The sequence below is a fragment of the Amycolatopsis sp. NPDC054798 genome (genome assembly GCF_053611505.1).
Window position 1 is genome coordinate 1 of the sequence record NZ_JBSHAM010000038.1, and the last position, 25,793, is coordinate 25,793.

The following is a 25,793-nucleotide window of genomic DNA, read 5'->3' on the forward strand; positions in this document are numbered from 1 at the left end:
CCCCCGGGCCGGGTGCGTCGTTCCCGCCAGACGCCGACTTGAAGGCGATCCCGCCGCGACGGCGGAGCCGGCGCCAAAGACACAGGCGCCAAATCACGACTCTCTGCGCAGCATCCGGCTCACGCCCGCCGCGACCGTCGTCGCGAGGATCCAGCCGGACGCGGTGAACCCGGCCGCCACCCAGTTGTCCGCCCCGTGCATGTACCAGCGCGTCTTGTTGCCGAAGTCGACGATCGGCACGAGCAGGTCGGCGGTGTAGATGACCGGATTCCACTGCAGACCGGAGTCCTGCTGGTTGACCAGGCAGCGCGGTCCGCTGGTCATGTAGCGGCCGGTGTGGTCGTTGACGCAGTCGTCTGTACCGAGGCCGAACCACAGGCTTCCGAGCACCAGCAGCGTGAACAGCCAGCCGAGCGCGCGGACCGGGCGGAAGCCGTAGCCGACCATGGACCGTTGCAGCCAGCTCCACACCCGGACGCCTGGGCCGAAGAACTTGAAACCCTTCGCGAGGGCTTCGTAGCGGAACTGCTGCTTTCTCAAGGCGACCGTCGACGCGTGCTCTTCGTTACCGGCTGCGCGCAGCGTCGCGGCGAGTTGGTCGTACGGTCCCGGGCGGTAGCCGCGCATTGCCTTGCGCAGCAACTCGATCCGGTGGTCCAACGCTTTGTCGTCGTCGAGGGCGATGCCGTGTTTCAAGGCGTCGTAACGGAAATCCTCAAGTTCGAGACCGTCGGTGGCGTTCCAGATCTCCACGTTGTCGGCCAGTGCACCGCAATGTGCCCTGCGCAGCCGCACCGAACCAGTCGGCGGCTCCGCTGGCGAGAGGATGAACTCGTCCGCCGTGACGTCACTGGCGTCGAGCGCGATCCCATGCGGGGCAAGAGATCCGAGCTTCGCGCCGTGCATGTCGAGCCGCCTGGCGATCTGCGCGCCATCGAGGTTCACGCCGCCCTCAGCGAGGAACGGCCGGTCCTTGTCCTCAGTCAGCACCACGTCGCGCCCGATCCGCGCGGTACGGATGTCGAGGGAGAAACTGCTCGAGTTCCGTTGCCCCGGCTCGGTAAGCAACGTGCCGAACATGTTCACGCTGCCGCCGATCTCCGCCCCCTGCAGCCGCAGGGTGCCCTGCAAGGTGGCGTCCGTCAGCTGAAAATTTCCGGAAATCTTGGCCCGGCGCGCGGAAAACACGTCTCGCCCCGGGTGCAGGAACATCGAATTCCAGGCAAGGAAGTTGCCGCCGACCGTGACGTCCGCGAGCCGGAGCTGCCCGATCGGCACCCGGAGGTTGGTCGCCTCGATGTCGCCGCCGACCGTGGACCCGTCGAGGTGCAGCGCCCGGTCGTAATACGGCGTCGCCCGCCCGCGCACCATGGTGATTTCGGCACCCGCGAGCCGCAGCGACCCGCCGATGCGCGCGTTGACCATCCTCAGTGTGCCAAATGCCCGAAGCCCGTCGGACAATTCGACGTTGCCGTCGACCTTCAGCCGATCCGCGACCAACGCCGGCCGAGGATCGAGGTACGGATCCCCGGACTTCCAGGCGTCCACGGCGATCGGCCCGCGCTGGTCGACCTGAAGCCGCGCCTCGCGCAGGACGATGTCACTGTCCACAGTGGCACTGGGGAAGTAGAGAACTCCCTTGGCGGAGAACCGTTTCCGCTCACTGGCCGGTCCGTAGTTGTCGACCTCGCATAGCAGGCTGCCGCCGATGTGCAGCCCGTTCCCGTTGAACGCGAAGCCGTCCGGGTTGTCGAACGTCGCGCCGGAGAAGTTGACGTTACCGCCAGTGCGCATGCCCGGCAGCCGCACCTCGCCCTTGGCGACCATCCGGTAGGCAAGGAGCGCACCGGTAATCACCAGCCGGTCGCCTTGGATGGCTTTCCCGTGCGGATGGCTGATCGTGGTCCGCGTGAGCACCACAGATCCGTCGATCACCGCGTCGGTGAGATTGACCGCGGCGTTGGGCATCCCGCGCTCGCGATCGTCCCCGCGCTGCACGGTCGTGGTCTCCAGCTCGAATCCGTCGGCTGCGATCTCCACAACGCTGCGAATTAGTCGGACGTCATTCCGGCTGCGCAAATTGCGCGCCCGCAGCCCGGGAAGCCAGCATTTCCGGAAAACGAGCCCGAGAAGAGTCGCCTCGCGCACATCCGGCGGATGCTCGAACCGGCAGCGTTCGAATTGGAAGAGAAAGTTGAGATCGGCCGCGCGCAGGTCGAGCGTGCCGGTGATGTAGGCGTCCTCGACCAGCACAATCGGCGCGTTGGTGGCCTGACGACGCCAGCGCATGAGGCCGCTGTTGCCAGGTTTGAGCAGGTCCGCGGCCTTCACCTCGTACCGTTTGTCGGGAACCCCGGCAAACGGATCAAGCGGCGGCAAGGTCGTATCGGTCGGCACGAGCCCCTTCTCCCCACGATCGTCGGCCCTCAGGGAATCGGATCAACGGCGGATGAGCAAGGGGCCGGGTGGAGTAGCGAACGTCCGCCCTTCGCCGCGGTCACCGAGCGCTCGCGGACGGCTACTGAGGTGAGCCACTGCCCGGGCGATCTTGCCCGAACGGCGGTCGCGGGGGGTGCGTGCCTGCTAAAGTCACTTCCCGGAGCTGATCAAGAACAGAGGGTAGGCCGCACCCAGGAAGCCGCGGCCCGTGCGGGGAGGCACGACATGCCAGACGGAACGTACAGCGGGTTGCAGGGCGTCCAGAACCAGATCATCTCGACGGCCCCGACCGCTCCTCCGCCCGGATCCGGGTTTGTACCGGGGGCCAACGCGGCGGTGCCGCCGCCTCCGGGAACGGGCATCGAAGCAGCGCCGGACTACGCGGCTCTGGGCAAGAAGCAGGCGTCAGCCGACTTCGCCGCCGCCTCCGGGAACAGCGGCTGGGAGTTCGACCCAGCAGCGATCGACGAGGTCATCAAGAGCCTGGAAGACAGCCTTGACGGCGATCACGAGCGGGCGCGCAAGCAGGCGAGGCTTCTGATGCAGATAGTCCCACCGGGCTCTGAAGTCGGCAGTCAAGGCTATGCCGACGTGGCGAACAAGTCGGGAACCGCGTACAACAGCTTCCTGACCGGGGCGGTGGAGTACATCACGGCGTACGTGGACACTTTGAAGCAGGTCCGCACGGCCTACCAGAACAATGACCAGAACGCCAAAGATCAGCTTCGTGCTGCCGGAAAGGTTGACTAAATGCGCCCCCGCAACTCTGTAGCCGCGCTGATCACCGCAGGCGCTCTCGCGTCGCTCACGGCATGCGGCGGGTCGACCGGCGGCACCGCCGCGCCGGCGTCGTCTTCGGGCTCAGCCCCGGTTTCCTCGCCGAACCCGGCTCCGAAAGTCGACCAGCCGATCAACAACACCTCCGGCGTCGAGAGCGACCCGTGCTCCGCCGTCAGCACCGCCGCCGTCGAAAGCGCCGCGAGCAAGACCAAGGAAATCCGGACTGAACGCTCGAATCTCGGCAATACGTGCGTCTGGGTCTTCGACAACAGCGGCGGGAACGTCAGTGCCGGCGTGGTGACCGGGAACAAGCAAGGCCTCAGCGCCCTCTACATCCAGAAGTCCCGGGGCGGCCTCACCACCTTCAAACCTCAGCCCGCGATCATGGGCTACCCCGCCGTGGTCTACGACAACGGCGGCGAAGCCGAGGGCTCCTGCAACCTCGCGGTCGGCATCCGAGACGACGTGACTTACACGGTTATTGCCCAGCTCCGCCACGACAGTCCCGTTTACAGCGATTCTTGCGGAATGGCTACCAAGATCGCGTCCGCCGCTATCACGCATCTGAAGGGTCAATAACATGACCTACAGCGGATGGGAGATCTACACAAAGATTCACGACCCGGGCGACACTTCGACGCTCGACAGCGCGCGCGACGCGTCCGGCGGGCTCAAGACCATCCACGAGAACGTTGTCCGGACTCTGACCGAGAGCCAAGCGAAGCTCAACGCGTTCTGGAAGGGCAAGGCCGCCGACACCGGCACCGCTGGCCTGACCCCGCTGATTCAAAGCTCGCAGATCGTCGCGGAGAACATGGACCGGGCACACCGCTCCATGCAGGAGCAGTCCGACGCGTTCAGGTACGTCAAACAGAACGCCCGGCAGGTCGCCAAGGACCGCCCTGACGATCAGAAGCTGACCGACTACGTCTCAATCGGCGCCAGCGACGACGAAAAAGCAGCCGCGCAGTTCGATTCGGACACCAAGTTCAACGTCGAACTGTACGAGCCCTATTACCAGAGCACGCAACCGCGCAAGACCACGTTGGCACCGGACTATCCGGCCGCGCACGATCCGAACGTGTCGGCGACCGGCATTACTCCGGATCAGTCGACGCCAGGGACCACTGGCGGGCGAATCGGCTCGGGCGTTGGCCACCACTCGTCCGGTGGCGGGTCGTCGCACAACTACAGCGGCGGTTACACCGGCGGTCCCAGCACATACTCCGCTCCTCCTGGCGCGGCTGGCATGCAGGCACCTCCACCACCCGGTCACGGTGGGCCAGTGACACCGGTGACTCCGCCAATGCCGCCGAACGACAGCACCAGGGCGGCTTGGGCTGATCCCACACCTCCGACACCGCCGCCGACCGGGCAACCTCCCTCGACTCTGCCCGGGGGCGGGAACACCGGAAACGGCGGGATGAACGGTGCGTTCGGACCGGTCGGCGGGTTCGGCGGCTTCGGACCGACGAGCGGCGGTGGCGGCGGATTCGGGCCGGGCGGATCCGGGTCTGGCGCTGGCTCCGGCGGCGCGGGCAGCCCGGGAAGCGGCGGACCGCGAGGCGTCGGCGCAGGCACCGGCACCGGCGCGGGAGCGCTCGGCGAGGGCGCGGCGCGATCGGGCATGGGCGGCGGCGCGGGCGCGGCCGGAGCGAAGGGTCAGCCCGGCATGGGCGGCATGGGCGGCGGCAAGGGCGGCAAAGGCCCCGAGGACGAAGAGCACCAGCGCAAAATCCTCCTGGCCGAGGAGGACCCCGACTCGATTTTCGGGGGTTACGACGGCAATCGGCCGACGCCGCCGGTCATCGGGGCTTAGCGGAATGGGCAGGGGGAGGGAAAGTCGGTGCTGCGCAAGCCCGTTGAGCTGAGTCTGCAGACCTTCGAGGTGCTGCTGGAGCGGCTTAATCTCGGCGACATCCACCCGACGCTGGTCCGCGGCGCGCTCTGGTACTCGCCTGAGGAGCGGAGGCAGCTGGCCGCCGACACTGACCGCGAGTTGCATGGCGTCGGGCTGATGCAACGCGGACGTCTCGTCGACGACTTCGTCGAGACGATGCATCTGCTGCAGCGGCCCGGCGTCGAGTACTACTCGTGGGTCAAATCGGAACGTGGCGAAAGGACAGTGCGCGCGGCGGCAAGCGGCCGGGACGCGGCGACTGTTGTTGCGGTGAACCAGAAGCTGTACATCTCGCCGTGTTCGGCGGATACGTTGGTTCGGGAGTTCATCGCGTTGCTGCCGGAAGCGCCAGCTGCGCGGGTCTTGTCGCTCAATTGTTCCGATGAGGACTTGAATCTGGCTAAGAGTGGCGGACAGCCGTCCGGTCGGACGAGTCCGAGCCTTCGCGACGCCAAGCAGGTACTGCAGTGGCTTGAGAAACCGCATACGTACTTCGGGCGGCTGTACGTCGCGGTCCGGGACAGCCGCGGGAAGCGGCGGCGCAACGAGAATCCTCCTGGGTGGGCGGATATGGAAGAGGGACGGATTCTGTTCGGGGTGGACAAGTCCGGATGGATCAGCCTTGCCGGGGCTGGGCCGCAGGAGATGGCGAAGAAGCTGCAGCAGTTGGAGAACGAGCTGCGTTCTGGGCGTTGACCCCACAGTCTTGCAAGGGAGACAAATGCGGTCCCTGAGCTTTGCTGCGGCACTTATCACCGCAGTCGGCCTTTCGTCGGCTGCGGCGTGCAGTGGCACCAACAGCGGCGCGGCGCTGCTCTCATCGGCGGCAGCCCCGACGTCCTCGGCGAACACTGCCCCAAAAGTGGAGCAGCCGATCAAAGACACAGCACGCTTTGAGACAGACCCATGTTCCGCCATTGCCACCGATGCCATAGAGAAGATCGGCGGCAAAGTAGCGAGAACTAAAGTGGAAAACTCCGTGACCGACAAGACTTGCGCCTGGGTCTTCAGCCGCGGCGGCAACTTCAGCGGCAGCCTGGTGACCGGAAATACGCATGGCCTCAACGGGGTTTACCTTCAACACGCGAACGGTGCCATCACATACTTCAAAACCCAGCCGGCCATCCAGGGCTATCCGGCGGTTGTCTACGGCCGAGGTCAGCCGCCGCCCGGAATATGTGCCCTTGCCGTCGGGATCCGCGACAACCTCACTTACACGGTCGTGACCCAGCTCAGGCAAGAAAGCCCCGTGTACGCGGATCCTTGCGGCACAGCGACCAAACTCGCCGACGCGGCGATCTCCCGGATGAACGGTCGATAAGTCCGCTCAACCGCAAAGAAAAAGGCCGCCCGGAGAATCTCCGGGCGGCCTTCGCTCTCAAGCGTTCGGGTTCAGCACCCGGGACAAGAACGCCTTAGTGCGTTCATGTTTCGGGTCCCCGATCACCTCATCCGGAGAACCGGACTCCACGACAACCCCGCCGTCCATGAAGAAGACCTTGTCGGCTACCTCGCGGGCGAACTGCATTTCGTGGGTCACCACGACCATCGTCATCCCGTCCTTGGCCAGCTGGCGCATGACGCCAAGGACATCACCCACCAGTTCTGGGTCCAAAGCGGACGTTGGCTCGTCGAAGAGCATCAGCTTCGGTTGCATGGCCAGCGCCCGCGCGATGGCGACGCGCTGTTGCTGGCCACCGGAAAGCTGGCCGGGATAGGAGCGCGCCTTGTCGGCCAGGCCGACCCGGTCCAGCAGTTCCAGCGCGCGCTCCCGGACCTGCGCCTTCGGCTCCCGACGCACCTGCACCGGGGCCTCCATGACGTTTTCCAGCGCCGTCATGTGCGGGAACAGGTTGAACCGCTGGAAAACCATGCCGATGTTCTTGCGCTGCTCGGCGATTTCCTTGTCTCGCAGCTCGTGCAGCCGGCCGCCGCGTTCACGGTAGCCAACCAGCACGCCATCGACATACAGCCGGCCGGCGTCGATTTTCTCCAGGTGGTTGATGCAGCGCAGCAGGGTGGATTTGCCGGAACCGGACGGGCCGATCAGGCAGAGCACCTCTCGGTCGTGCACCTCCAGGTCGATGCCCTTGAGCACGTCCAGGGAGCCGAAGCTCTTGCACACCTTTTGCGCGGAAACGACGGGAGTCACTGCACCGCACCCCCGGATCCGCTGCCACCGCGGCCGAAGCGGTAGCCCAGCATTCGCGCTCCCCACCTGTTCTTCTGCGCGGTCGCCCGTGAAGTTCCCCGGGCGAAATACCGCTCAATGTAATACTGCACGACCGTCAGCACCGACGTCATGAACAAATACCACGTCGCGGCGACAATCAGCAGCGGAACTGTCTTGTAGTTCTGCGAATAAATCGTCTGCGCCGACACGAACAGCTCGAAGTATCCGATCACGACCACCAGCGACGTGGTCTTCAACATCGAGATGGTCTCATTGCCGGTGGGCGGGATGATCACCCGCATCGCCTGCGGCAGGATGATCCGGCGCAGGGTCTTGCCCCGGCTCATGCCCAGTGCGGACGACGCTTCCAGCTGGCCACCGTCTACCGACTGGAGGCCGCCGCGGACGATTTCCGCCATGTACGCCGCCTCGTTCAGGCCGAGGCCCAGCAACGAGGCGACGAACTGGTTGATCAGCGTGTTCGTGTCCCAGCTGATGAAGGTCGGCCCGAACGGAATGCCGAGACCGATCTTCGGATACGCCAGCGCCAGGAAGTTCCAGATCACCAGTTGAGCGATCAACGGCGTGCCGCGGAACAACCAGATGTAAATCGACGCCGCTCCCGACATCAGCACGTTCGGCGACAGCCGCATCACCGCGAGCAGTACGCCGCCGACAATGCCGATGAGCATCGAGAGCACCGTGAGCAGCAACGTGTTCCGCAGGCCGTTGAGAATCCGGTTGTCGAAAAGGTACTGGCCGACAACCGGCCACTCCAACGCGGAATTCGTGACGACACTGCGGATCACGATGAACGCGAGGAACACGATGATCACGCCGGCGATCCAGCGTCCGTAATGCCGGACCGGGACCGCCTTGATCGGGGTGGTGTCGGCCTCCTGCCAGGAGTCGGCGGGGCCGGGGGGAGTGGACACGAGTGACTACGTCCTCAGTTTCTTCAGGAAGCGGACGGTTCTTCAGGAAGCGGACGGGTTGATCTCCGACTTGGCGATGGCGCCAGAACCCGACAAGCCCCACTTGTCGAGAATCTTCTTGTAGATCCCGCTGTCGATGAGCTTCTGGACGGCGCCCTGCACCGCCTTGCCGAAGTCACCGCTGCCCTTCGGCAGCACGATCCCGTACGGCGCGGTGTCGTACGGCTGGCCTTCGGCTTCCAGCTGGCCGCCGGTCTGCTTCACCGCGTAGTCGATGACCGGCGAGTCAGCCAGTTCGGCCTGCACGCGCTTCGCGGTCAGCGCCAGGTTCACGTCGGTCTGCGCCTGGAACTGGGTGATGTTGATCGGCTGCTTGCCCGCCTTGGTGCACGCGGTGTTGCGCTTGCCGAGGTCGTCGACCTGCGTGGTGCCCTTCTGCACGGCCACATTCTTGCCGCACAGGTCGTCCACGGACAGTTTGTCCGGATTGCCCTTGAGCACTGCGAGCGAGGTGCCCGCGCTGTAGTACGAGATCATGTCGACGGTCTGCATCCGCTCGGCGTTGACCGTGAACGACGAGATGCCCATTTCGTACTTCTTCGCCGAAATACCGGGAATGATGCCGTCGAACGCCGAGTTCTGGAACTCCGTCTGCACGCCCAGCACTTGGCCGACCGCGGTGGCGATGTCGACGTCGAAGCCGGTCGCCTTGCCGTTCTCGACGAATTCGTTCGGCGGGTAGGTCTGGTCCTGCCCGATCACGATCTTGCCGTCGGCCTTGATCTCCGCGGGCACGAGCGCGGCCAGCGCCGCGTCCTTCTGCGCGGCCGGCGCGCTGTCGGTCCCGCCGGGAGCCTGGCTGGAACCCGCGTCGGTGCCGCCAGCTCCGTTGCCGCCCGCGCCGCACGCCATCGTCATGCCGACGAGCGCGAAGGCTGGGAGAAGGGCGAGTGCCTTCATTTGCTGTCCTCGGGCCACTTCGTCACTCCTCGTAGTTCTCAAGGGTTGAGAGCTGGCATATTGCCACTCGGAAGCGGGTATGCACAGCACTGCTGCGTCACGGGGAAGTTTCGCACAGGACAGGCCGGAAGACGGGTGTCACGGCCGCCGCGCACGGTAAGTCAGGATGTCCCCCATGAACAGCAACCCCGGTCCCCGGCTGCCGCCAGCCGGACGACGTGCGCGAACGGTGAAAGGCCGCCGCGCGGCCCGGCCCGGCGCGCAGTTCGACGGCTACCTCGCCCCGGAGCCGCCGCACGCTGGCGCGTACGACGAGATGTTCGCGCCCGACGGCACGGTCCGCGGCCCTTACCGAGCGCTGTACGGCTCGATCGCCGCGCTCGACGCCAGCGATCTCACCAACCGCTCGCAGGCCCTCGATCGGGCGATGGTGGACCAGGGGATCACGTTCTCGCTCTCCGGCCAGGAGCGGCCGTTCCCGCTCGACCTCGTGCCCCGCGTCATCCAGGCGACCGAATGGTCCCGCCTCGAACGCGGCGTGACCCAGCGGGTCCGCGCGCTGGAAGCGTTCCTCGCCGACGTCTACGGCGACCGGCAGATCCTGCGCGACGGCGTGCTGCCGCGCAGGCTGATCACCTCGTGCGAGCACTTCCACCGCGAGGCGTACGGGATCAAACCGCCCAACGGCGTGCGGATCCACGTGTCCGGTGTGGACCTGGTCCGCGACGAAGAGGGCACCTTTCGTGTCCTGGAGGACAATCTCCGCAACCCCTCCGGCGTGTCGTACGTGATGGAGAACCGGCGCACGATGGCGCGCGTGTTCCCGGACCTGTTCGCGCGGCATCGGGTCCGCCCGGTCGGTGACTACGCGTCACATCTGCTTCGCGCGCTGCGAGCGGCGGCCGCGCCGAACGTCGCGGACCCGATGGTCGTCGTGCTCACCCCTGGGGTCTACAACTCGGCCTACTTCGAGCATTCGCTGCTGGCCCGGCTGATGGGCGTGGAGCTGGTCGAAGGCCGCGACATGTTCTGCCGCGACAACGTGGTCTACCTGCGCACCACCGAGGGCGAACGCCAGGTCGACGTCATCTACCGGCGGATCGACGACGGATTCCTCGACCCGGTGCACCACCGGCCGGATTCGGTGCTCGGCGTCGCGGGCATCCTCAACGCCGCCCGCGCGGGCAACGTGGTGGTGGCGAACGCGGTCGGCAACGGCGTCGGCGACGACAAGCTCGTCTACACCTACGTGCCGGAAATGGTGCGCTACTACCTGAACGAGAAACCCATCCTGCCCAATGTGGACACCTTCCGCTGCTGGCTGCCCGACGAGTTCGACCACGTCATGCAGCACGCCGACGACTTGGTGATCAAACCGGTCGAGGGTTCCGGCGGATACGGCATCGTTTTCGGACCGGAGGCGTCCAAAAAGGAGCTGGACGCGGTGCGCCGCAAGGTGCGCGCGAACCGGCGCGGCTGGATCGCGCAGCCGGTGGTGCAGCTGTCCACCGTTCCGTCCAAGGTGGACGACCGGCTCGCGCCGCGCCACGTGGACCTGCGGCCGTTCGCGGTGAACGACGGCAAGGACATTTTCGTGCTGCCCGGCGGGCTCACCCGGGTCGCGCTGCCCGAGGGCAGCCTGGTGGTGAACTCCTCGCAGGGCGGCGGATCGAAGGACACCTGGGTGCTCGCTTCGCGGTCCTCGACGTCCGAACAGGAACTGGACCGGCCAGCACTCGGCGATGTGTCCGTTGTGGACGGTGTCGCCGCCGAACAGGGCCCGGAACTGTCCACTTCGCAGCAGCAACAACAGCAACAACAGAGCTGAGGGAGGGAAACCATGATGCTGGCCCGCAACGCGGAGTCGCTGTACTGGATCGGCCGTTACGTCGAACGCGCCGACGACACCTCCCGCATCCTGAACGTCTCGGTGCATCAGCTGCTGGAAGACGCGAGCGTCGACCCGGACCACGTCAGCCGTCAACTGCTCGCCGTGCTCGGCATCCCGTTCGACGCGGGCGACGCGCTCGACGTGTGGAAGCTGACCGAACTGGTCGCCTACGCGAAGGACAATCCGTCGTCCATCGTCGGTTCGATCAACTCCGCCCGCGAGAACACCCGCGGTGCGCGCGAGGTCGTCTCGACTGAGCTGTGGGAATGCCTGAACGCGACCTGGAACGCGGTGCCGGACCGGCAGCGTTACGCCCGCCGCGCCGGACCGCACGCCTTTCTGTCCTTTGTGGAGGAACGGGCGGCGATGTTCGCCGGGCTCGCCGATTCCACGATGAGCCGCGACGACGGCTGGCTTTTCCTGGTACTCGGCCGATCGGTCGAACGCGCGGACATGGTGGTACGGCTGCTGCTTTCGCGAGTTTCCGACCGGGCGTCGTCTCCGGGATGGATGACCGTGCTTCGCTCAGCGGGCGCGCAGGACACTTACCTGCGCACCAACCGTGGCGCGCTTGATGCCGCACGCGTGGTGCAATTCCTGCTAAGGGACACACTGTTCCCGCGTTCGGTCTTCCACGCTTTGCGCCAAGCGGAAGATTGCTTGCGGCAGCTGGATCCCGGGATCAACGCGCGGGGCAACGAAAAGTCCGAGGCCGTACGGCTGCTCGGACGTGCCCGCAGTGAGCTGGAATTCCTCCACCCCGCGGCGCTGCTGGACGATCTGCCGCGCCGGCTGCGCGGACTGCAGGAAGCGATCAAGGAAGTCGGGGAAGCCGTGTCCATCCAGTACTTCCACACGTCGCCGTGGGTGGCGTGGAGCGGCGCGGAGGTGTCCCTGTGAGCTGGCAATTGCGGGTGACACACCGAACCGGCTACCGGTACGCGACCCCGGCCACCCAGTCGTACAACGAAGCCCGGCTCACCCCGCGCTCGGACCGGCGGCAGACCACTTTGGCCACTCGCATCGAAACGTCCCCGGCCACGAGGGCCTATCGCTACACCGATTACTGGGGCACCGACGTCACGTCATTCGACTTGCACGCGCCGCACACCGAGTTCACCGTGCTCGCGACGTCCGTGGTGGAGACCGCGGACGAAGCGGAACCGGTGCGCTCGGCGACGTGGAAGGACCTGCAGAGCGAGACCGTCCGCGATCAGCGCACGGAGTTTTTGACCCCGACGCCGTACACGCCGAACGATCAGGAACTGTCCAAACAGGCCCGAGCGCTGCGCAAGGGCCTCGACCCGGCGGACGCGGTGCTCGCGATCTGCGGCTGGGTGAACGAGCAGTTGAAATACCAGCCCGGAACCACTGGTGTACACAGCACGGCGACCGATTCGTGGCGAGCACGCGAGGGCGTGTGCCAGGACTTCGCGCACGTCTCGCTGGTGATGTTGCGGGCGATCGGCATCCCGGCGCGGTACTGCTCGGGGTACCTGCACACGAAACCGGAGGCGAAGCTCGGCGAGAAGGTGGAGGGCGAGAGCCACGCCTGGGTCGACGTGTGGACCGGCGGCTGGTGGGCGCACGACCCGACGAACGCGATCCCGGTGGGACCGCGGCACGTGTGGGTTGCGACCGGGCGGGATTACGCGGATGTGGCCCCGCTGAAGGGGATCTTCACCGGGGCCAGTCAGTCCACTTTGGATGTTTCGGTGGAATTGACCCGGCTGGCTTAGTCACGCGACCTGGCGGCGGCGGGAAACCGCCAGCAGCCACAGCAGGTACCCGCCGCCCAGCGCGGCCGCGACCACGCCCACCGGCAGCAGCGAAGCGTCCAGCACGCGCTGCCCCACGAAGTCCGCCGCCAGCACCAGCACCGCGCCCATCGCCGCGGAAGCCACCAGGTTCGGTCCCGGCCGGCGGGTCAGGCGGCGAGCGAGCTGGGGTGCGGCGAGGGCGACGAACGGGATCGGCCCGGCCGCGGCGGTCGCGGAAGCGGCCAGTGCGACCGCCGCCAGCAGCACCACCGCACGCACTCGCGGCACCGCGACGCCGACCGCGACGGCCGCGTCATCGCCCATTTCCAGCATCCGCAGCGCACGGTGGTGCACGAAGAGGAACGGCGAAAGCACCACGACGGCCAGGCACAGCGGGACGAAGTAGTTCCAGTCGCGGCCCGCGAGGTCACCGGTCAGCCAGCCGACGGCCTGCGCGGCGGCTTCGAGTTTCGCTTGCACCAGCAGGTAACCGTTCACCCCGGCCAGCACGGCGCTCACCGCGATGCCCAGCAACACCAGCCGTGAGCTGAGCAGACCGTGCGGGGCACACAATGCGGTGACGATCAGGGCAGTGAGCAGGCCGCCCGCGATCGCGCCGACGGAGACCAGCCCGGGGCCCGCGCCGAACAGCAGGATCATCATGATCCCGCCAGTAGCCGAGCCGGTGGTGAAGCCGATGATGTCCGGACTGCCGAGCGGGTTCCGGGTCACCGTCTGGAAAACCGTGCCCGCCAGCGCGAGCGCGACGCCGACGAGGATCGCCACCAACGCTCGCGGCAGGCGGCCGGTGACGACCAGGTACTGCGCCTTCGTGCCGGAACCGGCGAGCGTCTGCAGCACTTCGGCCGGAGACATCTCGTAATCCCCAGTGCCCACGGCGAGCACCAGAAGCACCGCTGCCACCAGGGCCAGCAGTCCGACGACCACCCACGTCCTCATCGCCGCACCGCCTTCAGCCGCCGCGCCACGACCACGAAGGCGATGCCGCCGATCACGTCCGTCATCACGCCCACCTGGATTTCGCCGTTGCCGCCGAGCAGCCGCCCGAGCACGTCGCAGCTGAGCAGTAATACCGGCCCGAGCAGCGCGGACAACGGCAGCACCCACCGTTCGTCCTGGCCGACCAACGCACGCACGACGTGCGGGATCATCAGCCCGATAAAGGCGATCGGGCCGCACGCCGCGGTCGCCGTCGCGGAGAGCAAGCCGACCGCGACCATGCCGACCGCCCGGGTCAGCGCGGGGTTCGCGCCGAGGCCGCGCGCGCTGTCGTCGCCGAGCGCGACTGCGTTCAGTGGCCGCGCGAGCACTCCCGCGATCACCAGGGCGGCCAGGAAGAACGGCAGCAGCCCAGCGAGGCTGTCGAGGTTCCGGTTCACCAGCGAGCCGACGAGCCAGTACCGCATCTGGTCAAGGCTGTGCGTGTTGATCATCTGCATGCCCTGGTTGATCCCGACGAACACGGCCTGCACCGCGACGCCCGCGAGCACCAGCCGCAGCGGGCTCACCGAACCGCCGATCACCGTGACCAGGACCGTTCCGGCCAGCGCGCCGAAGAAGGCGAACCAAACCAGTTGCTGCGGCGAGGACACCGAGAACACCGCACCGCCAAGGACGATCGCGACCGCCGCGCCGTGGTTGATGCCGAGCAGGCCAGGGTCGGCGACCGGGTTGCGGGTGATCGCCTGCAGCAGCGCGCCGGCCAGCCCGAGTCCGACGCCGACGGCCAGCCCGAGCACCGTCCGCGGCAGCCGGTCGTCGCGGATCACGACGTCCTCGAACGTGCCGCTGTAGGAGAACAACGCGTGCCAGACGCTGCCGAGTGGCAACCGGTTGGAGCCGAAGGCGATGGACAGCACCACCACCGCGACGAGTGCGACGAGCGCCGCGACCAGGACTGTCGCGCGGACGCCCCAGCGCCGGGATGTGACGCGCTCCCCAAGCAGGACCATGGCGTTCACCCTAAGGCAAGGCTAACCTCAGGCGGTACCTCACCCGATCCTCCGGAGTTCCGATGACCATCTCACCGGCGCGGCTGTCCCGCCGCGGATTCCTCGCAGGCACCGCCGCCGCGGGCACCCTCGGCCTGCTGAGCGCCTGCGGGTACAAAGACGACCAGCCGGCGGCGGGCGGCGGCGCGACGTGGTCCTTCACCGACGACCGCGGCCGCAAGCTCAGCGGCGAGCGTCCACAACGGATCGTCGCACAGGTGACCGCCGCCGCCGCGCTGTGGGACTTCGGCGTGAAATCGGTGGGTATCTTCGGCCCGTCGCGGCTGCCGGACGGCAAGACCGACCCGCAGGCAGGCGGCGTCGACCTGAAGACGGTGACGTCGCTGGGCAACGTCTGGAACGAGTTCAACTTCGACAAGTACGTCTCGCTGAACCCGCAGCTGCTGGTCAGCGTGATCTACCTGAAGCAGCAGATGTGGTACGTGCCGGACACCTTGGCGGACAAGGTGGACAAGGCCGCGCCGAGTGTCGGCATCGGACTGCAGGACATCGCGATGCCGCAGGGGATCGCGAAGTTCGAGGCGCTGGCGAAGGCGCTCGGCGCGGACGTCGCGACGCCGGAAATCCAGCAGGCGAAAGAGAAGTACGAGGCAGCGGACGCCAAGTTCGCCGAGGCGGTCAAGAAGACCGCCGGGCTCAAGGTGCTGCTGCTGTCGGCACAGAAGGACACGACGTACGTGGCCAACCCGGCGAAGTTCGCGACCTCGAAGCATTACCAGGAGAAGGGGATGCAGTTCGTCCTGCCGGAGAAGCCCGACGAAAGCCAGGGCGGCTACTACGAGCAGGTGAGCTGGGAGAACGTCGGCAAATACTCGGCCGACGTGATCATGTACGACTCGCGCGGCGGCTCGCTGTCGCTCGGCCCGGACGGGCTCGGCGGCGTCCCGACCTGGCAGCAGCTGCCCGCGGTTAAGGCGGGCAAGCTGATCCCGTGGAACAACGAGACGCCGTTCTCGTACCAGCGGTTCGCCCCGGAGCAGACCCGGATCGCCGACGCACTGGCCAAACTCGCCTAAGCACCCCAATGTGGCATTGGGTGCATGCGACGCACCCAATGTGGCATTGGGTGCATGCGACGCACCCAAAGTGGCATTGGGTGCGTGAGATGCACCCAATGCCACATTGGGGCGTTCGCCGGGTCAGCTGCGGGCGTGCGCGTCCAGCAGGTGCGCCACCGCTTCGGTGACCTGCTGGGCGTAGTCCAGGTTCAGCCACTCATCGGGCACGTGGATGTTCGAATCCGCCCCGCACGCGCCGGTGACCAGGAACTGCGCCCGCGGGTACTTCTCGCCGAGCAGGCCCATGAACGGGATCGACCCGCCCATGCCCGCGGCGCGGTGCGGGCGGCCGAACACCTCGTCGTCGACCCGGCGCAGCGCGTCGGTCAGCCACGCGGCTTCCTCCGGCGCGTTCCAGCCGTTCTCCGCCTGCTGGTCTTCGGCGATGGTGACCTTCGCGCCGTACGGGACATCCGTGGTCAGCGCCCGCTTGATCGCCGCCAGCGCGTCCTCCGCGACCGCCGTGGGAGGCAGGCGGAAGCTGAGCGTGAGCGTGGTGCTCTGGCGCAGCACGTTGCCTGCTTCGGCGGGCTTCGGAAGTCCTTCGCCGCCGATGATCGACAGCGTCGGCCGCCAGTAGTTGTTCAACAGCAGCTCAAGCGCGTCCTCGGACACCGTCTTTCCGCCGCTCACCAACGGGAACGCAGTGCGCAGCGCTTCCGGAGCCACTTCCGCGACCGCCTCGATCTCGGCGCGGCGGCTGGCCGGCACCTCGACGTTCAGCTCGGACAGCTTGATCTCGCCGGTTTCCGCGTCCTCGATCCGCTCCAGCAGCTGCCGCAGCACGCGGAACGAGCTGGCGACGACGCCGCTGGCCAAGCCGGAGTGCTGCGCGGTGGCGAGCAGCTGGACGTTGACCGTCAGGTGCACCATGCCGCGCAGGCTGGTGGTGAGCCACAGCCGCTCGTAGTCCATGCCGCCCGCGTCGAGGCACACGACGAGGCTGACTTCGCCGAGCCGCGCGCTCAGGTGCTCAAGGTAGGCGGGCAGGTCCGGGCTGCCGGATTCCTCGCCGGTTTCCAGCAGCAGCGCGATTCGCGCGTGCTCGCCGCCGGCCGCGTGCACCGCTTCCACCGCGGCACTGGCCGCGTACCCGGAGTAGCCGTCGTCCACCGAACCGCGGCCGTACAAGCGACCGTCGCGGATCACCGGCGTCCACGGGTCGAGGCCCTCGGACCAGCCGCCGACCGGGGGCTGCTTGTCGAGGTGGCCGTACATCAGGACAGTGCCTTTGTCGGTCGCGCCCGGGGTGGCCGGCACGTCGACGAACAGCAGCGGGGAACGGCCTTCCAGCTCGATCACCTCGATCCGCGCGCCCGGCAGGTCGCGCCCTTCGAGGTAGCTCTTGACGTGCTGGACGGCGGCGGCGAGATGCCCGGTCGACGCCCAGTCCGCGTCGAACGCCGGGGACAGCGCGGGGATCGCGACCAGACCGGACAGGCTCGGCGTGACGTCGTTGATCCACGTCGAGACCACAGATTCGCGTACGGATTTTTGTTCCACAGCGCCATCTTGCCACGGTGACCGACGTCACCGGTGCGACCGAACGTCGTGAGTGCTGATCGCGGCGAGAACCGCGACAGGCGCTCACGAGGGCAGGTGGGACGCGGGATGGCCACCCGACCATCGCCTCTCCCATACTCGGGCTTCCAAACGTTTCCGCTGTTCAGCGAGGTTTTCTCAGCAACAAATCAGCAACTGCCGCTCTCCATCGGAGCAATTCTCGTGCCAGGATGTGCCCACGAACCGTCAACGCCGACGGTGGCCGGGAGCCTCGGACCCGAGGAGCCGGTCCCCGCCGGTGCAGTCGCTGTGGCCGCCACAAGCGGCCGCTCGCGGCGCCGACACCGAGGAGAACAGCTCATGCCGTCCGAACAGTGGACGCACCCGGAACCTGGAGACGGGCCGGCCGCCGTAGCGGCTCAGCCTTCCCCTGAACAGGTGATCGCCGGTTTGCGAGCGACAAGCGAAGGTGGCGCTGAGCTCACTCAGCTGCTCACCCCTGAGGGCCAGCGAGTCCCGTCCGAGCGGTTCGACCGCTACGTGGCGGACGTCGACGACGAAGCGCTGAAGAACCTCTACCGCGACATGGTGCTGGTGCGCCGCGCGGACCGCGAAGCCAACGCGATGCAACGCCAGGGACAGCTGGGCATCTGGGTGCCGCTGCTCGGACAGGAAGCCGCGCAGGTCGGGTCCGGTCGCGCGCTTCAGCCGCGGGACATGGCTTTCCCGAGCTACCGCGAACACGGCGTCGCCTACACCCGCGGCATCGACATGCGCGACCTGATCGGGATTTTCCGGTGCACCGACCACAGTGGCTGGGACTACCAGGCGCACCGGTTCCACCCGTACACCATCGTCATCGGCAACCAGGTGCTCAACGCGGCTGGTTACGCGATGGGCCAGAAGTTCGAAGGCAAAGTCGGAGACGAGGGTGGCGAGGCCACCATCTGCTACTTCGGTGACGGCGCGACTTCGCAGGGCGACGTCCACGAAGGTTTCGTGTGGGCCGCGGTGTACGACGCGCCGCTGGTCTTCTTCTGCCAGAACAACCAGTGGGCGATTTCCGAGCCGACCGAACGCCAGTCGCGGCTGCCGCTCTACCAGCGCGCCCGCGGCTACGGCTTCCCCGGGATCCGCGTGGACGGCAACGACGTCCTCGCCTGCCTCGCCGTCACCCGGTGGGCGCTGGAGGAATGCCGGCACGGCAACGGCCCGGTGCTGATCGAGGCGTTCACCTACCGGATGGACGCGCACACCACCACCGACGACCCCACCCGCTACCGGCTCTCGGACGAGCTGGAGGAGTGGAAGCTCAAGGACCCGATCGAGCGCGTGCGCGCGTTCCTGGCCCGGGGCGGGCACGCCGACCAGGCGTTCTTCGACAGCGTCCAGGCCGAGGCCGACCAGTTCGCCGCCGAACTGCGCGAGTACACCTTCAACATGCCGGAGCCGCCGCCGGACCGGGTGTTTTCCCAGGTGTACGCCGAACCTTCGCCGGTGCTGGAAGCGCAGCGCGAGGAGTATCTGTCCTATCTCGACGGTTTCGCCGCGGCAGGTGAGCACTGATGACTGACTTGCAGAAGCTCACGATCGGCAAGGCGCTGAACCTCGGTCTCCGTCGTGCGATGGAGGAGGACCCGAAGGTCCTGATCATGGGGGAGGACGTCGGCAAGCTCGGCGGCGTCTTCCGGATCACCGACGGACTGCAGAAGGACTTCGGCGAGCAGCGCGTGCTGGACACGCCGCTGGCCGAATCGGGCATCATCGGCACCGCGGTCGGCCTCGCCGTGCGCGGATTCCGGCCGGTGTGCGAGATCCAGTTCGAGGGGTTCATCTTCCCCGGCTTCGACCAGATCTCCTCGCAGCTGGCGAAACTGCACTACCGCACGCAGGGCAAGGTCAAGATGCCCGTCGTGATCCGGGTGCCGTTCGGCGGCGGGATCGGCGCGGTGGAGCACCACTCGGAGTCGCCGGAATCGCTGTTCTCGCACATCGCAGGCCTGAAGGTGGTGTCGATTTCGAACGCCGTGGACGCCTACTGGGGCATCCAGGAGGCGATCCGCTCGGACGACCCGATCCTCTTCTTCGAGCCCAAGAAGCTGTACCACTCGGGCGCGTTGAAGATGGAGGTCGACACCTCGACGGCACCGTCGCGGGTGTTCTCGTCGCAGGTGGTGCGCCCGGGCACGGACGCCACGGTGGTCGCGTACGGCCCGTCTGTGAAGGTGGCGCTCGAAGCCGCCACGGCCGCCGAGTCCGAGGGCAAATCGCTGGAGGTCATCGACCTGCGCACGCTCTCGCCGCTCGACCTCGGGCCGGTGTTCGAGTCGGTGCGCAAGACCGGACGGCTCATCGCGGTCAGCGAAGCGCCGTCGGAATCCTCGCTGACCTCGGAGATCGCGGCCCGGGTCCAGCAGGAATGCTTCTACTCCCTGGAGTCCCCTGTCCTGCGCGTGACCGGATTCGACACGCCGTACCCGCCTGCGAAGCTCGAGGAGCACTACCTCCCCGACCTCGACCGGGTCCTGCACGCTGTCGACCGTTCGCTCGCCTGGTAAGGGGGTTCCTTCCGAAATGCCTGAGTACAAACAGTTCCCCTTGTCGGACACGGCGGAGGGGCTCACCGAAGCTGACATCCTGGCCTGGCGCGTCAAGCCGGGCGACACGGTCACGGTCAACCAGATCGTGGTCGAGGTCGAAACCGCGAAGGCCGCGGTCGAACTGCCGATCCCGTGGGCCGGGGTGGTCACCGAACTGCACGTGGAACCGGGGCAGACGGTGGAGGTCGGGACGCCGATCCTGACCATGGACGTGGATCCGGACGAGAAAGCCTCGCCCGCGCCCGCTGCTTCCGCTCCCTCTTCAGCCGAGCCTGCCGAGGAGGAGATGAAGCCGCTGGTCGGCTACGGCTCCAAGGCGGCCGGAACTACCCGGCGGGCGCGTAAAGGCTCCGCACCGGCTCCCGCTGCCGCACCGGCTCCCGCTCCCGTCGCGGCCGCACCCGCGCCGGTGGCCGAGACTCCGCGCGGCGGTTACGTCCCGCTGGCCAAACCGCCGGTTCGCAAGCTGGCCAAGGACCTCGGCGTCGACCTGCACTCGCTCACCGGCAGCGCCGACGGCGGCGTGATCACCCGCGACGACGTGCACCGCGCCGCCAACGGTTCCGCCGCTCCCACGGTGTCCACTGTGTCCACTGTGGAGACTGGCTACGACCCGGCCACCCGCGAGCGGCGCGTGCCGATCAAGGGCGTCCGCAAGGCGACCGCGGCCGCGATGGTGCAGAGCGCGTACACCGCTCCGCACGTCACGGAGTTCCTCACCATCGACGTCACGCCGATGATGGAACTGCGCGAAAAGCTCAAGAAGTCGCGCGAATTCAGCGGCGTCAAGCTCACTCCGCTCGCGTTCGCGGCGAAGGCCGTGTGCCTCGCGGCGAAGCGCACGCCGGACGTCAACGCGGTGTGGGACGAGGCCGCGCAGGAGATCGTCTACAAGGACTACGTGCACCTCGGCATCGCGGCGGCGACTCCGCGCGGGCTCGTGGTGCCGAAGATCCGGGACGCGGATTCCTTGTCGCTCAAGGAACTCGCGGTCGCGCTCACCGAGCTGACCGACGTCGCGCGCGAGGGCAAGACCACTCCGGCGGCGATGCTGGGCGGCACGTTCACGATCACCAACGTCGGCGTTTTCGGCGTCGACACCGGCACTCCCATCATCAACCCGGGCGAGTCGGCGATCCTGGCGGTCGGGGCCATCCGCGACACCCCGTGGGTGGTGGACGGCGAGATCAAGGTGCGCAAGGTGATACAGCTGTCGCTGAGCTTCGACCACCGGGTGGTCGACGGGCAGCAGGGGTCGGAGTTCCTCGCCGACGTCGGCGCGCTGCTCGCCGATCCGGCGGTCGCGATCACGTACTAAGCGACAAGGCCGTGTCCGCGCGGGCACGGCCTTTCGTTTATCGAGTTGACGGAGTGAGCACTCACTCCGTACCTTGAACAGTATGGAGACGAGAAAAAGAGCGCCGGGGATGGCACCGGACGACCGGCGGCGGATGATCGTCCGCGCCGTGCTTCCGCTGGTCGTCGAGCACGGCCGCGGGGTCACGACCGCGCAGATCGCCCGGGCCGCCGGGATCGGCGAGGGCACCATCTTCCGGGTTTTCCAGGACAAGGACGAACTGTTCGACGCGTGCGTGGAAGCCGCGCTCGATCCGGCGGAGGCGTTGGAGATGATCGGGGAGATCCCGGCTGAGCTGCCGCTGGAGAAGCGGCTGGCGGAGGCCGCCGAAGCGATGAACGCGCATCTGCAGCGGATGGGCGCGGTGATGGCGGCGACCATGAAGGGACGGCCGCGCCCGGAGGAGGTGCGCAACCGCAAGTCGGTGACCGGGGACAGCCGGCGCGAGTCGCTGGAGGCGGTGCAGCGCGCGGTGCGCGAGTTGTTCGTTCCGGACGCTGCCCGGCTGCGGCTGCCGGTGGACAAGGCCGCTTCGCTGTTCCTGGCGCTGCTGTTCACGCAATCCCGCCCGATGCCGGGTTCTCCCACCACCGACGAGGTCATCGACGTCTTCCTGCACGGTTCGGTGCTGGCGTGATCCCCGGCGGTGGGGGCGGGATCGAGATGGTCCTCGGCCGCCGCGGTCGCCGCCGGATGGCGCAATCGGTGCCGGACAGCGGTCTCACCGGACCGGTCGACATCCCGGAACCGGAGCAGCCGGAACAGCCGAAAGGCGTGCGGGAGCGGCTGTCGCGGATGCGCACTTCGATCAGCGGCACCGTTCGCGGCCTGCCGAAGGTCGCGAAGCTGACCTGGCAGGCCAGCCCGACGCTGACGATCCTGCTCGCGGTCGTCACGCTGGCGTCCGGCCTGCTGCCGACGGTCACCGCGTATATCGCGAAAATCCTGCTGGACTCGGTGGTCGCGGCGATCCAGCATCGGGGGTCGACCGCGGACATCGTGCGCATCACGCTGTTCCAGTTCGGCGTGCTGGCGGCGACCGCGATCAGCAGCTCGATCACCACGATCGCGCAAACCCTGCTGCAGGAACGGATGACGCTCACCATCCGGCACCAGGTCATGCGGCACGCGAGCGATCTGCACCTGGCCTACTTCGAGGGTTCGGCGTCGTACGACATGCTGCGCCAGGCCGCGCAGGAAGCGCCGACGCGCCCGTTGTCGATGATGACCTCGGCGCTCGGCCTGATCCGGACGCTGATCACCTTCGCCAGCATGATCGCCCTGCTGGTGTCGATCAGCCCGCTGCTCGCGCTGGTCGCGTTGCTGGCCCCGATCCCGGCGTTCATCTCGCAGTCGAAGTACGGATCGCGGGCGTTCTGGCTCACCTTCATGATGTCGCCGATCAAACGGCGGATGGACTATCTGTCCTCTTTGGTCACTACGGACACGTATGCCAAGGAGACCAAGCTGTTCGGCCTCGGCCCGTACTTCGTGGACCGGTTCCGGAAGCTGGGCGTGGTGTCCTATGAACGGCAGCGAAAGCTGACGGTGAAACGGAATGTCAGCTCGACGTCGTGGGGATTGCTGAGCACCATGGTCGGCTCGGCGATCGCGTTGTACATCGCCTTGGAAGCCGTCGGCGGACGGCTCACGCTGGGCGATCTCGCGCTGTACACCGCCGCCGCGACGTCCGTGCAAAGCTCGGTGACCGGGCTGTTCACCGCGTTTTCCGGGATGTACGAGAACAATCTCTACCTGGACACGCTGTACAAATTCCTCGACACCAAACCGGAAATCACCGCACCGCCGAAGCCGCGTCCGCTTCCGTCCACTGTGGAAGGACATATCCAGTTCGAGTCGGTGAGCTTCAGTTATCCGGGCGCGGACGAACCGGCGCTGCACGGGGTGAGTTTCGAAATCCGTCCCGGCGAAACCGTCGCGGTAGTGGGCCGCAACGGCGCGGGCAAATCGACGCTGTTCAAGCTGCTGTGCCGGCTGTACGACCCGACAGCGGGCCGGATTCTGCTGGACGGCGTGGACATCCGCGAGTACGACCCGGTCGAACTGCGCACCAAGATCAGCGCGATGTTCCAGGATTACGTGACCTACCAAGGCACCGCGGCGGAGAACATCGGCCTCGGCGACCTGAACCGGCTCACCGATCGCGAGCACATCGAGGACTCCGCCCGCCGCGCCGGAGCCGACGAGCGCATCGCCCGGCTGCCGACGGGTTACGACAGCCCGCTCGGCCGGTGGTTCGACCAGGGCGTGTCGCTGTCCGGCGGGGAATGGCAGAAAATCGCGCTGGCCAGGGCCTTCCAGCGCGAGGCCCCGATCCTGATCCTGGACGAGCCGACGTCCGCACTGGACGCACAGGCCGAGCACGACCTGTTCGACCGGTTGCACACGTTGTCGCACGGGCGGACGACGCTGTACATCTCGCACCGTTTCTCGACAGTGCGCCAGGCTGAGCGTATTTTGCTGCTGGATCACGGGAAAGTCGCGGAGTACGGCACGCACGAAGCGCTGATGGCCGCCGATGCCGGGTACGCGGAATTGTTCACGCTGCAAGCGGAGGCGTACTTGAAGTGACTATCTTGGGGTGATCAGCCGAGGGGGTTTCGTGCTCATCACCACTCAAGACCTGGGGGTCACCGCGGGCGAGACAGCGCTGTTCAGCGGTCTCGACCTGGCCGTCGACGCCGGCGAATGCCTGGTCGTCCGCGGTGCCAACGGAGCGGGCAAATCGACGTTGCTGCGCTGTCTCTACGGGAATCAGACGCCGACGTCCGGTTCCGTGTCCGTTTGCGGCGGACCGCCGGACGAGCGGTCCGCCGCTTTCCGTCGCCGGGTTTCCGTCCTTTTCGACGATTCGGCGCTCTTCGACGAACTCACGCCCCGGCAGCATCTCGATCTGCTGCGCAATTCCTTCGGCGGCGAACTGGCCGACGGCCCCGTCCCGGCTCCCGATGTGCCCGCGGCGGAACTCTCCGCCGGACAACGCCGCCGGCTCCTCCTGCACGCCGCGGTCGCGCGCCCGCACGAGGTGCTGCTGCTGGACGAACCGGAACGCGCCCTGGACGCCGAGGGCCGGGCCTGGCTGTCCACCCTGGTCACCACCAGCGTCCAGCGCGGCGCGGCGGTGGTCGTGGCGAGCCATCACCCGCCGCTCGCGGACGAGGTCGCGGATTACGTGGTGGACCTGTGAAACGCCCGGACCTGGTACTGGCGCTGGTCATCGCCGCCGGCCTGCTGGGCTCGCCGTTCTACAACACCGAACTGGTGCGCAGCCAGCTGATCGGCAGCGCACCGGTGGGCGCGCTCGGCAGCGTGCTCGTGCTGTGCACCGGCCTCGCGCTGGCCTGGCGAGCCACCCTGCGGCGCGGCTACGTGTGGGCCCATCCGGCGACGCTGACCTGGGACGATTTCGACGGCCAGCGCCCTGCTGTGCTCACTCAACGGCTCGTGCTGGACTGGGCGGCCCGATTCGGCCTGGCGGCTTACTTCTTCGCGGTGTCCGGGATGCTCATCGGGTTCCCGCCCAGCCTGATCGGGCCGATCGCGCTGTATCTGACCGTCGCCGCGCTGGCGCTGGCGATGGGCCGCCGCCGGCCGTTCCCCGGTGAATCCCTTCTGCCGCTTACCCTCGCACTGGCCCTGGTTGTTCCACTGTGGACCTACGCGGTCGCTGCTGGGCTCTCGGCCGTCGCCTTGACCCGTTCCGTTTCGTTGCCGCACACGGTTTCCCGCGACAGCTTGATCCGGCACTACACCGAACGCATGGTGCGCCGGACGTCCGCCGCCTTCCTGGACGTCTGGGCCCTGCTCCCGGCCGGACGCCCGGTGCCGTGGCGGAACGCACTGGCCGGGCGTTTCATCGTCACCCGGTATGTCGTCACGGGGACTCTCGCGCGCCGGTACACGCTCGGACTGCCGGTCTTCCTGGCACTCGCTGTGCTCGCGACCCACGCGACGTTCCCCGCCGTGACGTCGGTGTGGCTGCTCGGCATCGGCGGTTATCTGGCGTTGCTGCCGTTCACCGCGCCCGTCGCGCAGCTGCATCGAGTGCCCGGCCTGCGTCGTTGGCTGGACGCGTCGAACCTGCGTCTGCATGCCGTGACCTGCGGTTTTCTGGGCCTGCTCGCCTTGGTCTGGGCGGGTGTGGTCCTGTTGCTGGGCATTCCGGCTTCGGTCAGCGCGGTGGTCGCCGTCCTGCTCGCCGCGCTCGCGGCGGTGCGCTCGGTGACCCGCGGCCCGCTGGACTTCAGCTCGATGGGGATGGTGCTGTACGAGGGCGTCCTGATCCCGGCGGGTCTCGTGCGGCAGCTTGTACGGGGTCCGGATCTGCTGGTGCTGGGGTTAATTGCGGCGAGTTTTATCCCGGTCTAGCCCTAGGGTCGACGG

Annotated in this window: 23 protein-coding genes; 16 read left to right on the forward strand and 7 right to left on the reverse strand. The window is 67.4% G+C overall.

Going from position 1 to position 25,793, the window contains the following annotated elements:
- Positions 1-93: 93 nt before the first annotated feature.
- Positions 94-2,397, reverse strand: coding sequence for an oxidoreductase (locus ACWGIC_RS23270; RefSeq protein ID WP_452078044.1), 2,304 nt, complete (start codon positions 2,395-2,397; stop codon positions 94-96).
- A gap of 267 nt (positions 2,398-2,664) precedes the next feature.
- On the opposite strand from ACWGIC_RS23270, the gene ACWGIC_RS23275 reads away from it, so the two are divergent.
- Genes ACWGIC_RS23275 through ACWGIC_RS23295 form a run of 5 tightly spaced genes read left to right on the forward strand, consistent with a single transcriptional unit; the run spans position 2,665 to position 6,440 of the window.
- Entirely contained in the window at positions 2,665-3,189 is a 525-nt protein-coding gene (locus ACWGIC_RS23275) for a hypothetical protein (RefSeq protein WP_452078045.1), read from the forward strand.
- Positions 3,190-3,798 (forward strand): DUF3558 domain-containing protein, encoded by a 609-nt coding sequence (locus ACWGIC_RS23280; protein ID WP_452078046.1) that lies wholly within the window; start codon positions 3,190-3,192, stop codon positions 3,796-3,798.
- A 1-nt stretch (position 3,799) separates the two neighbouring features.
- Positions 3,800-5,038, forward strand: a complete 1,239-nt coding sequence (locus tag ACWGIC_RS23285) for a hypothetical protein (RefSeq protein WP_452078047.1) — start codon at positions 3,800-3,802, stop codon at positions 5,036-5,038.
- A gap of 27 nt (positions 5,039-5,065) precedes the next feature.
- Complete coding sequence (locus ACWGIC_RS23290; protein WP_452078048.1) at positions 5,066-5,815, forward strand: ESX secretion-associated protein EspG; 750 nt, start codon at positions 5,066-5,068, stop codon at positions 5,813-5,815.
- Between the two features lie 25 nt (positions 5,816-5,840).
- Positions 5,841-6,440, forward strand: a complete 600-nt coding sequence (locus ACWGIC_RS23295; RefSeq protein ID WP_452078049.1) for a DUF3558 domain-containing protein — start codon at positions 5,841-5,843, stop codon at positions 6,438-6,440.
- Positions 6,441-6,497: 57 nt separating this feature from the next.
- Here ACWGIC_RS23295 and ACWGIC_RS23300 read toward each other — a convergent pair whose 3' ends face one another.
- Genes ACWGIC_RS23300 through ACWGIC_RS23310 form a run of 3 tightly spaced genes read right to left on the reverse strand, consistent with a single transcriptional unit; the run spans position 6,498 to position 9,187 of the window.
- A complete protein-coding gene (locus ACWGIC_RS23300) occupies positions 6,498-7,271 on the reverse strand; it encodes an amino acid ABC transporter ATP-binding protein (RefSeq protein WP_452078050.1) in 774 nt (257 codons plus the stop codon).
- Positions 7,268-8,227, reverse strand: a complete 960-nt coding sequence (locus tag ACWGIC_RS23305) for an amino acid ABC transporter permease (RefSeq protein WP_452078051.1) — start codon at positions 8,225-8,227, stop codon at positions 7,268-7,270. Before ACWGIC_RS23305 ends, ACWGIC_RS23300 begins: the two co-directional genes overlap by 4 nt.
- A gap of 42 nt (positions 8,228-8,269) precedes the next feature.
- Positions 8,270-9,187 carry an ABC transporter substrate-binding protein gene (locus tag ACWGIC_RS23310; protein WP_452078052.1) on the reverse strand — a complete coding sequence of 306 codons (918 nt, stop codon included), beginning with the start codon at positions 9,185-9,187 and terminating at the stop codon, positions 8,270-8,272.
- 166 nt (positions 9,188-9,353) lie between these two features.
- Between ACWGIC_RS23310 and ACWGIC_RS23315 the strand changes: the two genes are divergently transcribed.
- From ACWGIC_RS23315 to ACWGIC_RS23325, 3 genes are read left to right on the forward strand one after another with little or no spacing between them, the layout of a single operon-like run.
- Positions 9,354-11,015 (forward strand): circularly permuted type 2 ATP-grasp protein, encoded by a 1,662-nt coding sequence (locus ACWGIC_RS23315; RefSeq protein ID WP_452078053.1) that lies wholly within the window; start codon positions 9,354-9,356, stop codon positions 11,013-11,015.
- A gap of 15 nt (positions 11,016-11,030) precedes the next feature.
- Positions 11,031-11,978: an alpha-E domain-containing protein gene (locus ACWGIC_RS23320; protein ID WP_009085091.1), complete on the forward strand. Its 948-nt coding sequence runs from the start codon at positions 11,031-11,033 to the stop codon at positions 11,976-11,978.
- A complete protein-coding gene (locus tag ACWGIC_RS23325) occupies positions 11,975-12,817 on the forward strand; it encodes a transglutaminase family protein (protein ID WP_452078054.1) in 843 nt (280 codons plus the stop codon). The genes ACWGIC_RS23320 and ACWGIC_RS23325 overlap by 4 nt, the downstream gene beginning before the upstream one ends.
- Here the strand turns inward: ACWGIC_RS23325 and ACWGIC_RS23330 are convergent, their stop codons facing one another.
- Together ACWGIC_RS23330 and ACWGIC_RS23335 are read right to left on the reverse strand one after the other, a co-directional pair.
- Positions 12,818-13,798 carry a FecCD family ABC transporter permease gene (locus ACWGIC_RS23330; protein WP_452078055.1) on the reverse strand — a complete coding sequence of 327 codons (981 nt, stop codon included), beginning with the start codon at positions 13,796-13,798 and terminating at the stop codon, positions 12,818-12,820. It lies immediately after the preceding gene.
- The gene (locus ACWGIC_RS23335; protein WP_452078056.1) at positions 13,795-14,811 is read right to left on the reverse strand and encodes a FecCD family ABC transporter permease; all 1,017 of its coding nucleotides are present in this window, start codon (positions 14,809-14,811) and stop codon (positions 13,795-13,797) included. Before ACWGIC_RS23335 ends, ACWGIC_RS23330 begins: the two co-directional genes overlap by 4 nt.
- A 62-nt stretch (positions 14,812-14,873) precedes the next feature.
- Here ACWGIC_RS23335 and ACWGIC_RS23340 point away from each other — a divergent pair, with 62 nt between their 5' ends.
- Complete coding sequence (locus tag ACWGIC_RS23340) at positions 14,874-15,887, forward strand: ABC transporter substrate-binding protein (RefSeq protein ID WP_452078057.1); 1,014 nt, start codon at positions 14,874-14,876, stop codon at positions 15,885-15,887.
- 123 nt (positions 15,888-16,010) lie between these two features.
- Here the strand turns inward: ACWGIC_RS23340 and ACWGIC_RS23345 are convergent, their stop codons facing one another.
- The gene (locus ACWGIC_RS23345) at positions 16,011-17,432 is read right to left on the reverse strand and encodes a M20/M25/M40 family metallo-hydrolase (RefSeq protein WP_452078058.1); all 1,422 of its coding nucleotides are present in this window, start codon (positions 17,430-17,432) and stop codon (positions 16,011-16,013) included.
- A 360-nt stretch (positions 17,433-17,792) separates the two neighbouring features.
- Here ACWGIC_RS23345 and pdhA point away from each other — a divergent pair, with 360 nt between their 5' ends.
- From pdhA to ACWGIC_RS23380, 7 genes are all read left to right on the forward strand, one after another.
- Positions 17,793-18,998, forward strand: coding sequence for a pyruvate dehydrogenase (acetyl-transferring) E1 component subunit alpha (pdhA, locus tag ACWGIC_RS23350; protein ID WP_452078059.1), 1,206 nt, complete (start codon positions 17,793-17,795; stop codon positions 18,996-18,998).
- Entirely contained in the window at positions 18,998-19,990 is a 993-nt protein-coding gene (locus tag ACWGIC_RS23355; RefSeq protein WP_452078060.1) for an alpha-ketoacid dehydrogenase subunit beta, read from the forward strand. Before pdhA ends, ACWGIC_RS23355 begins: the two co-directional genes overlap by 1 nt.
- A gap of 16 nt (positions 19,991-20,006) precedes the next feature.
- Positions 20,007-21,350 (forward strand): dihydrolipoamide acetyltransferase family protein, encoded by a 1,344-nt coding sequence (locus ACWGIC_RS23360; protein WP_452078061.1) that lies wholly within the window; start codon positions 20,007-20,009, stop codon positions 21,348-21,350.
- 109 nt (positions 21,351-21,459) lie between these two features.
- A complete protein-coding gene (locus ACWGIC_RS23365; protein ID WP_452078062.1) occupies positions 21,460-22,026 on the forward strand; it encodes a TetR/AcrR family transcriptional regulator in 567 nt (188 codons plus the stop codon).
- Positions 22,027-22,046: 20 nt separating this feature from the next.
- Positions 22,047-23,981, forward strand: coding sequence for an ABC transporter ATP-binding protein (locus tag ACWGIC_RS23370; protein ID WP_452078117.1), 1,935 nt, complete (start codon positions 22,047-22,049; stop codon positions 23,979-23,981).
- A 31-nt stretch (positions 23,982-24,012) separates the two neighbouring features.
- Positions 24,013-24,597, forward strand: coding sequence for an ABC transporter ATP-binding protein (locus ACWGIC_RS23375; protein WP_452078063.1), 585 nt, complete (start codon positions 24,013-24,015; stop codon positions 24,595-24,597).
- Positions 24,594-25,778: a hypothetical protein gene (locus ACWGIC_RS23380; RefSeq protein ID WP_452078064.1), complete on the forward strand. Its 1,185-nt coding sequence runs from the start codon at positions 24,594-24,596 to the stop codon at positions 25,776-25,778. The genes ACWGIC_RS23375 and ACWGIC_RS23380 overlap by 4 nt, the downstream gene beginning before the upstream one ends.
- Positions 25,779-25,793 lie beyond the last annotated feature (15 nt).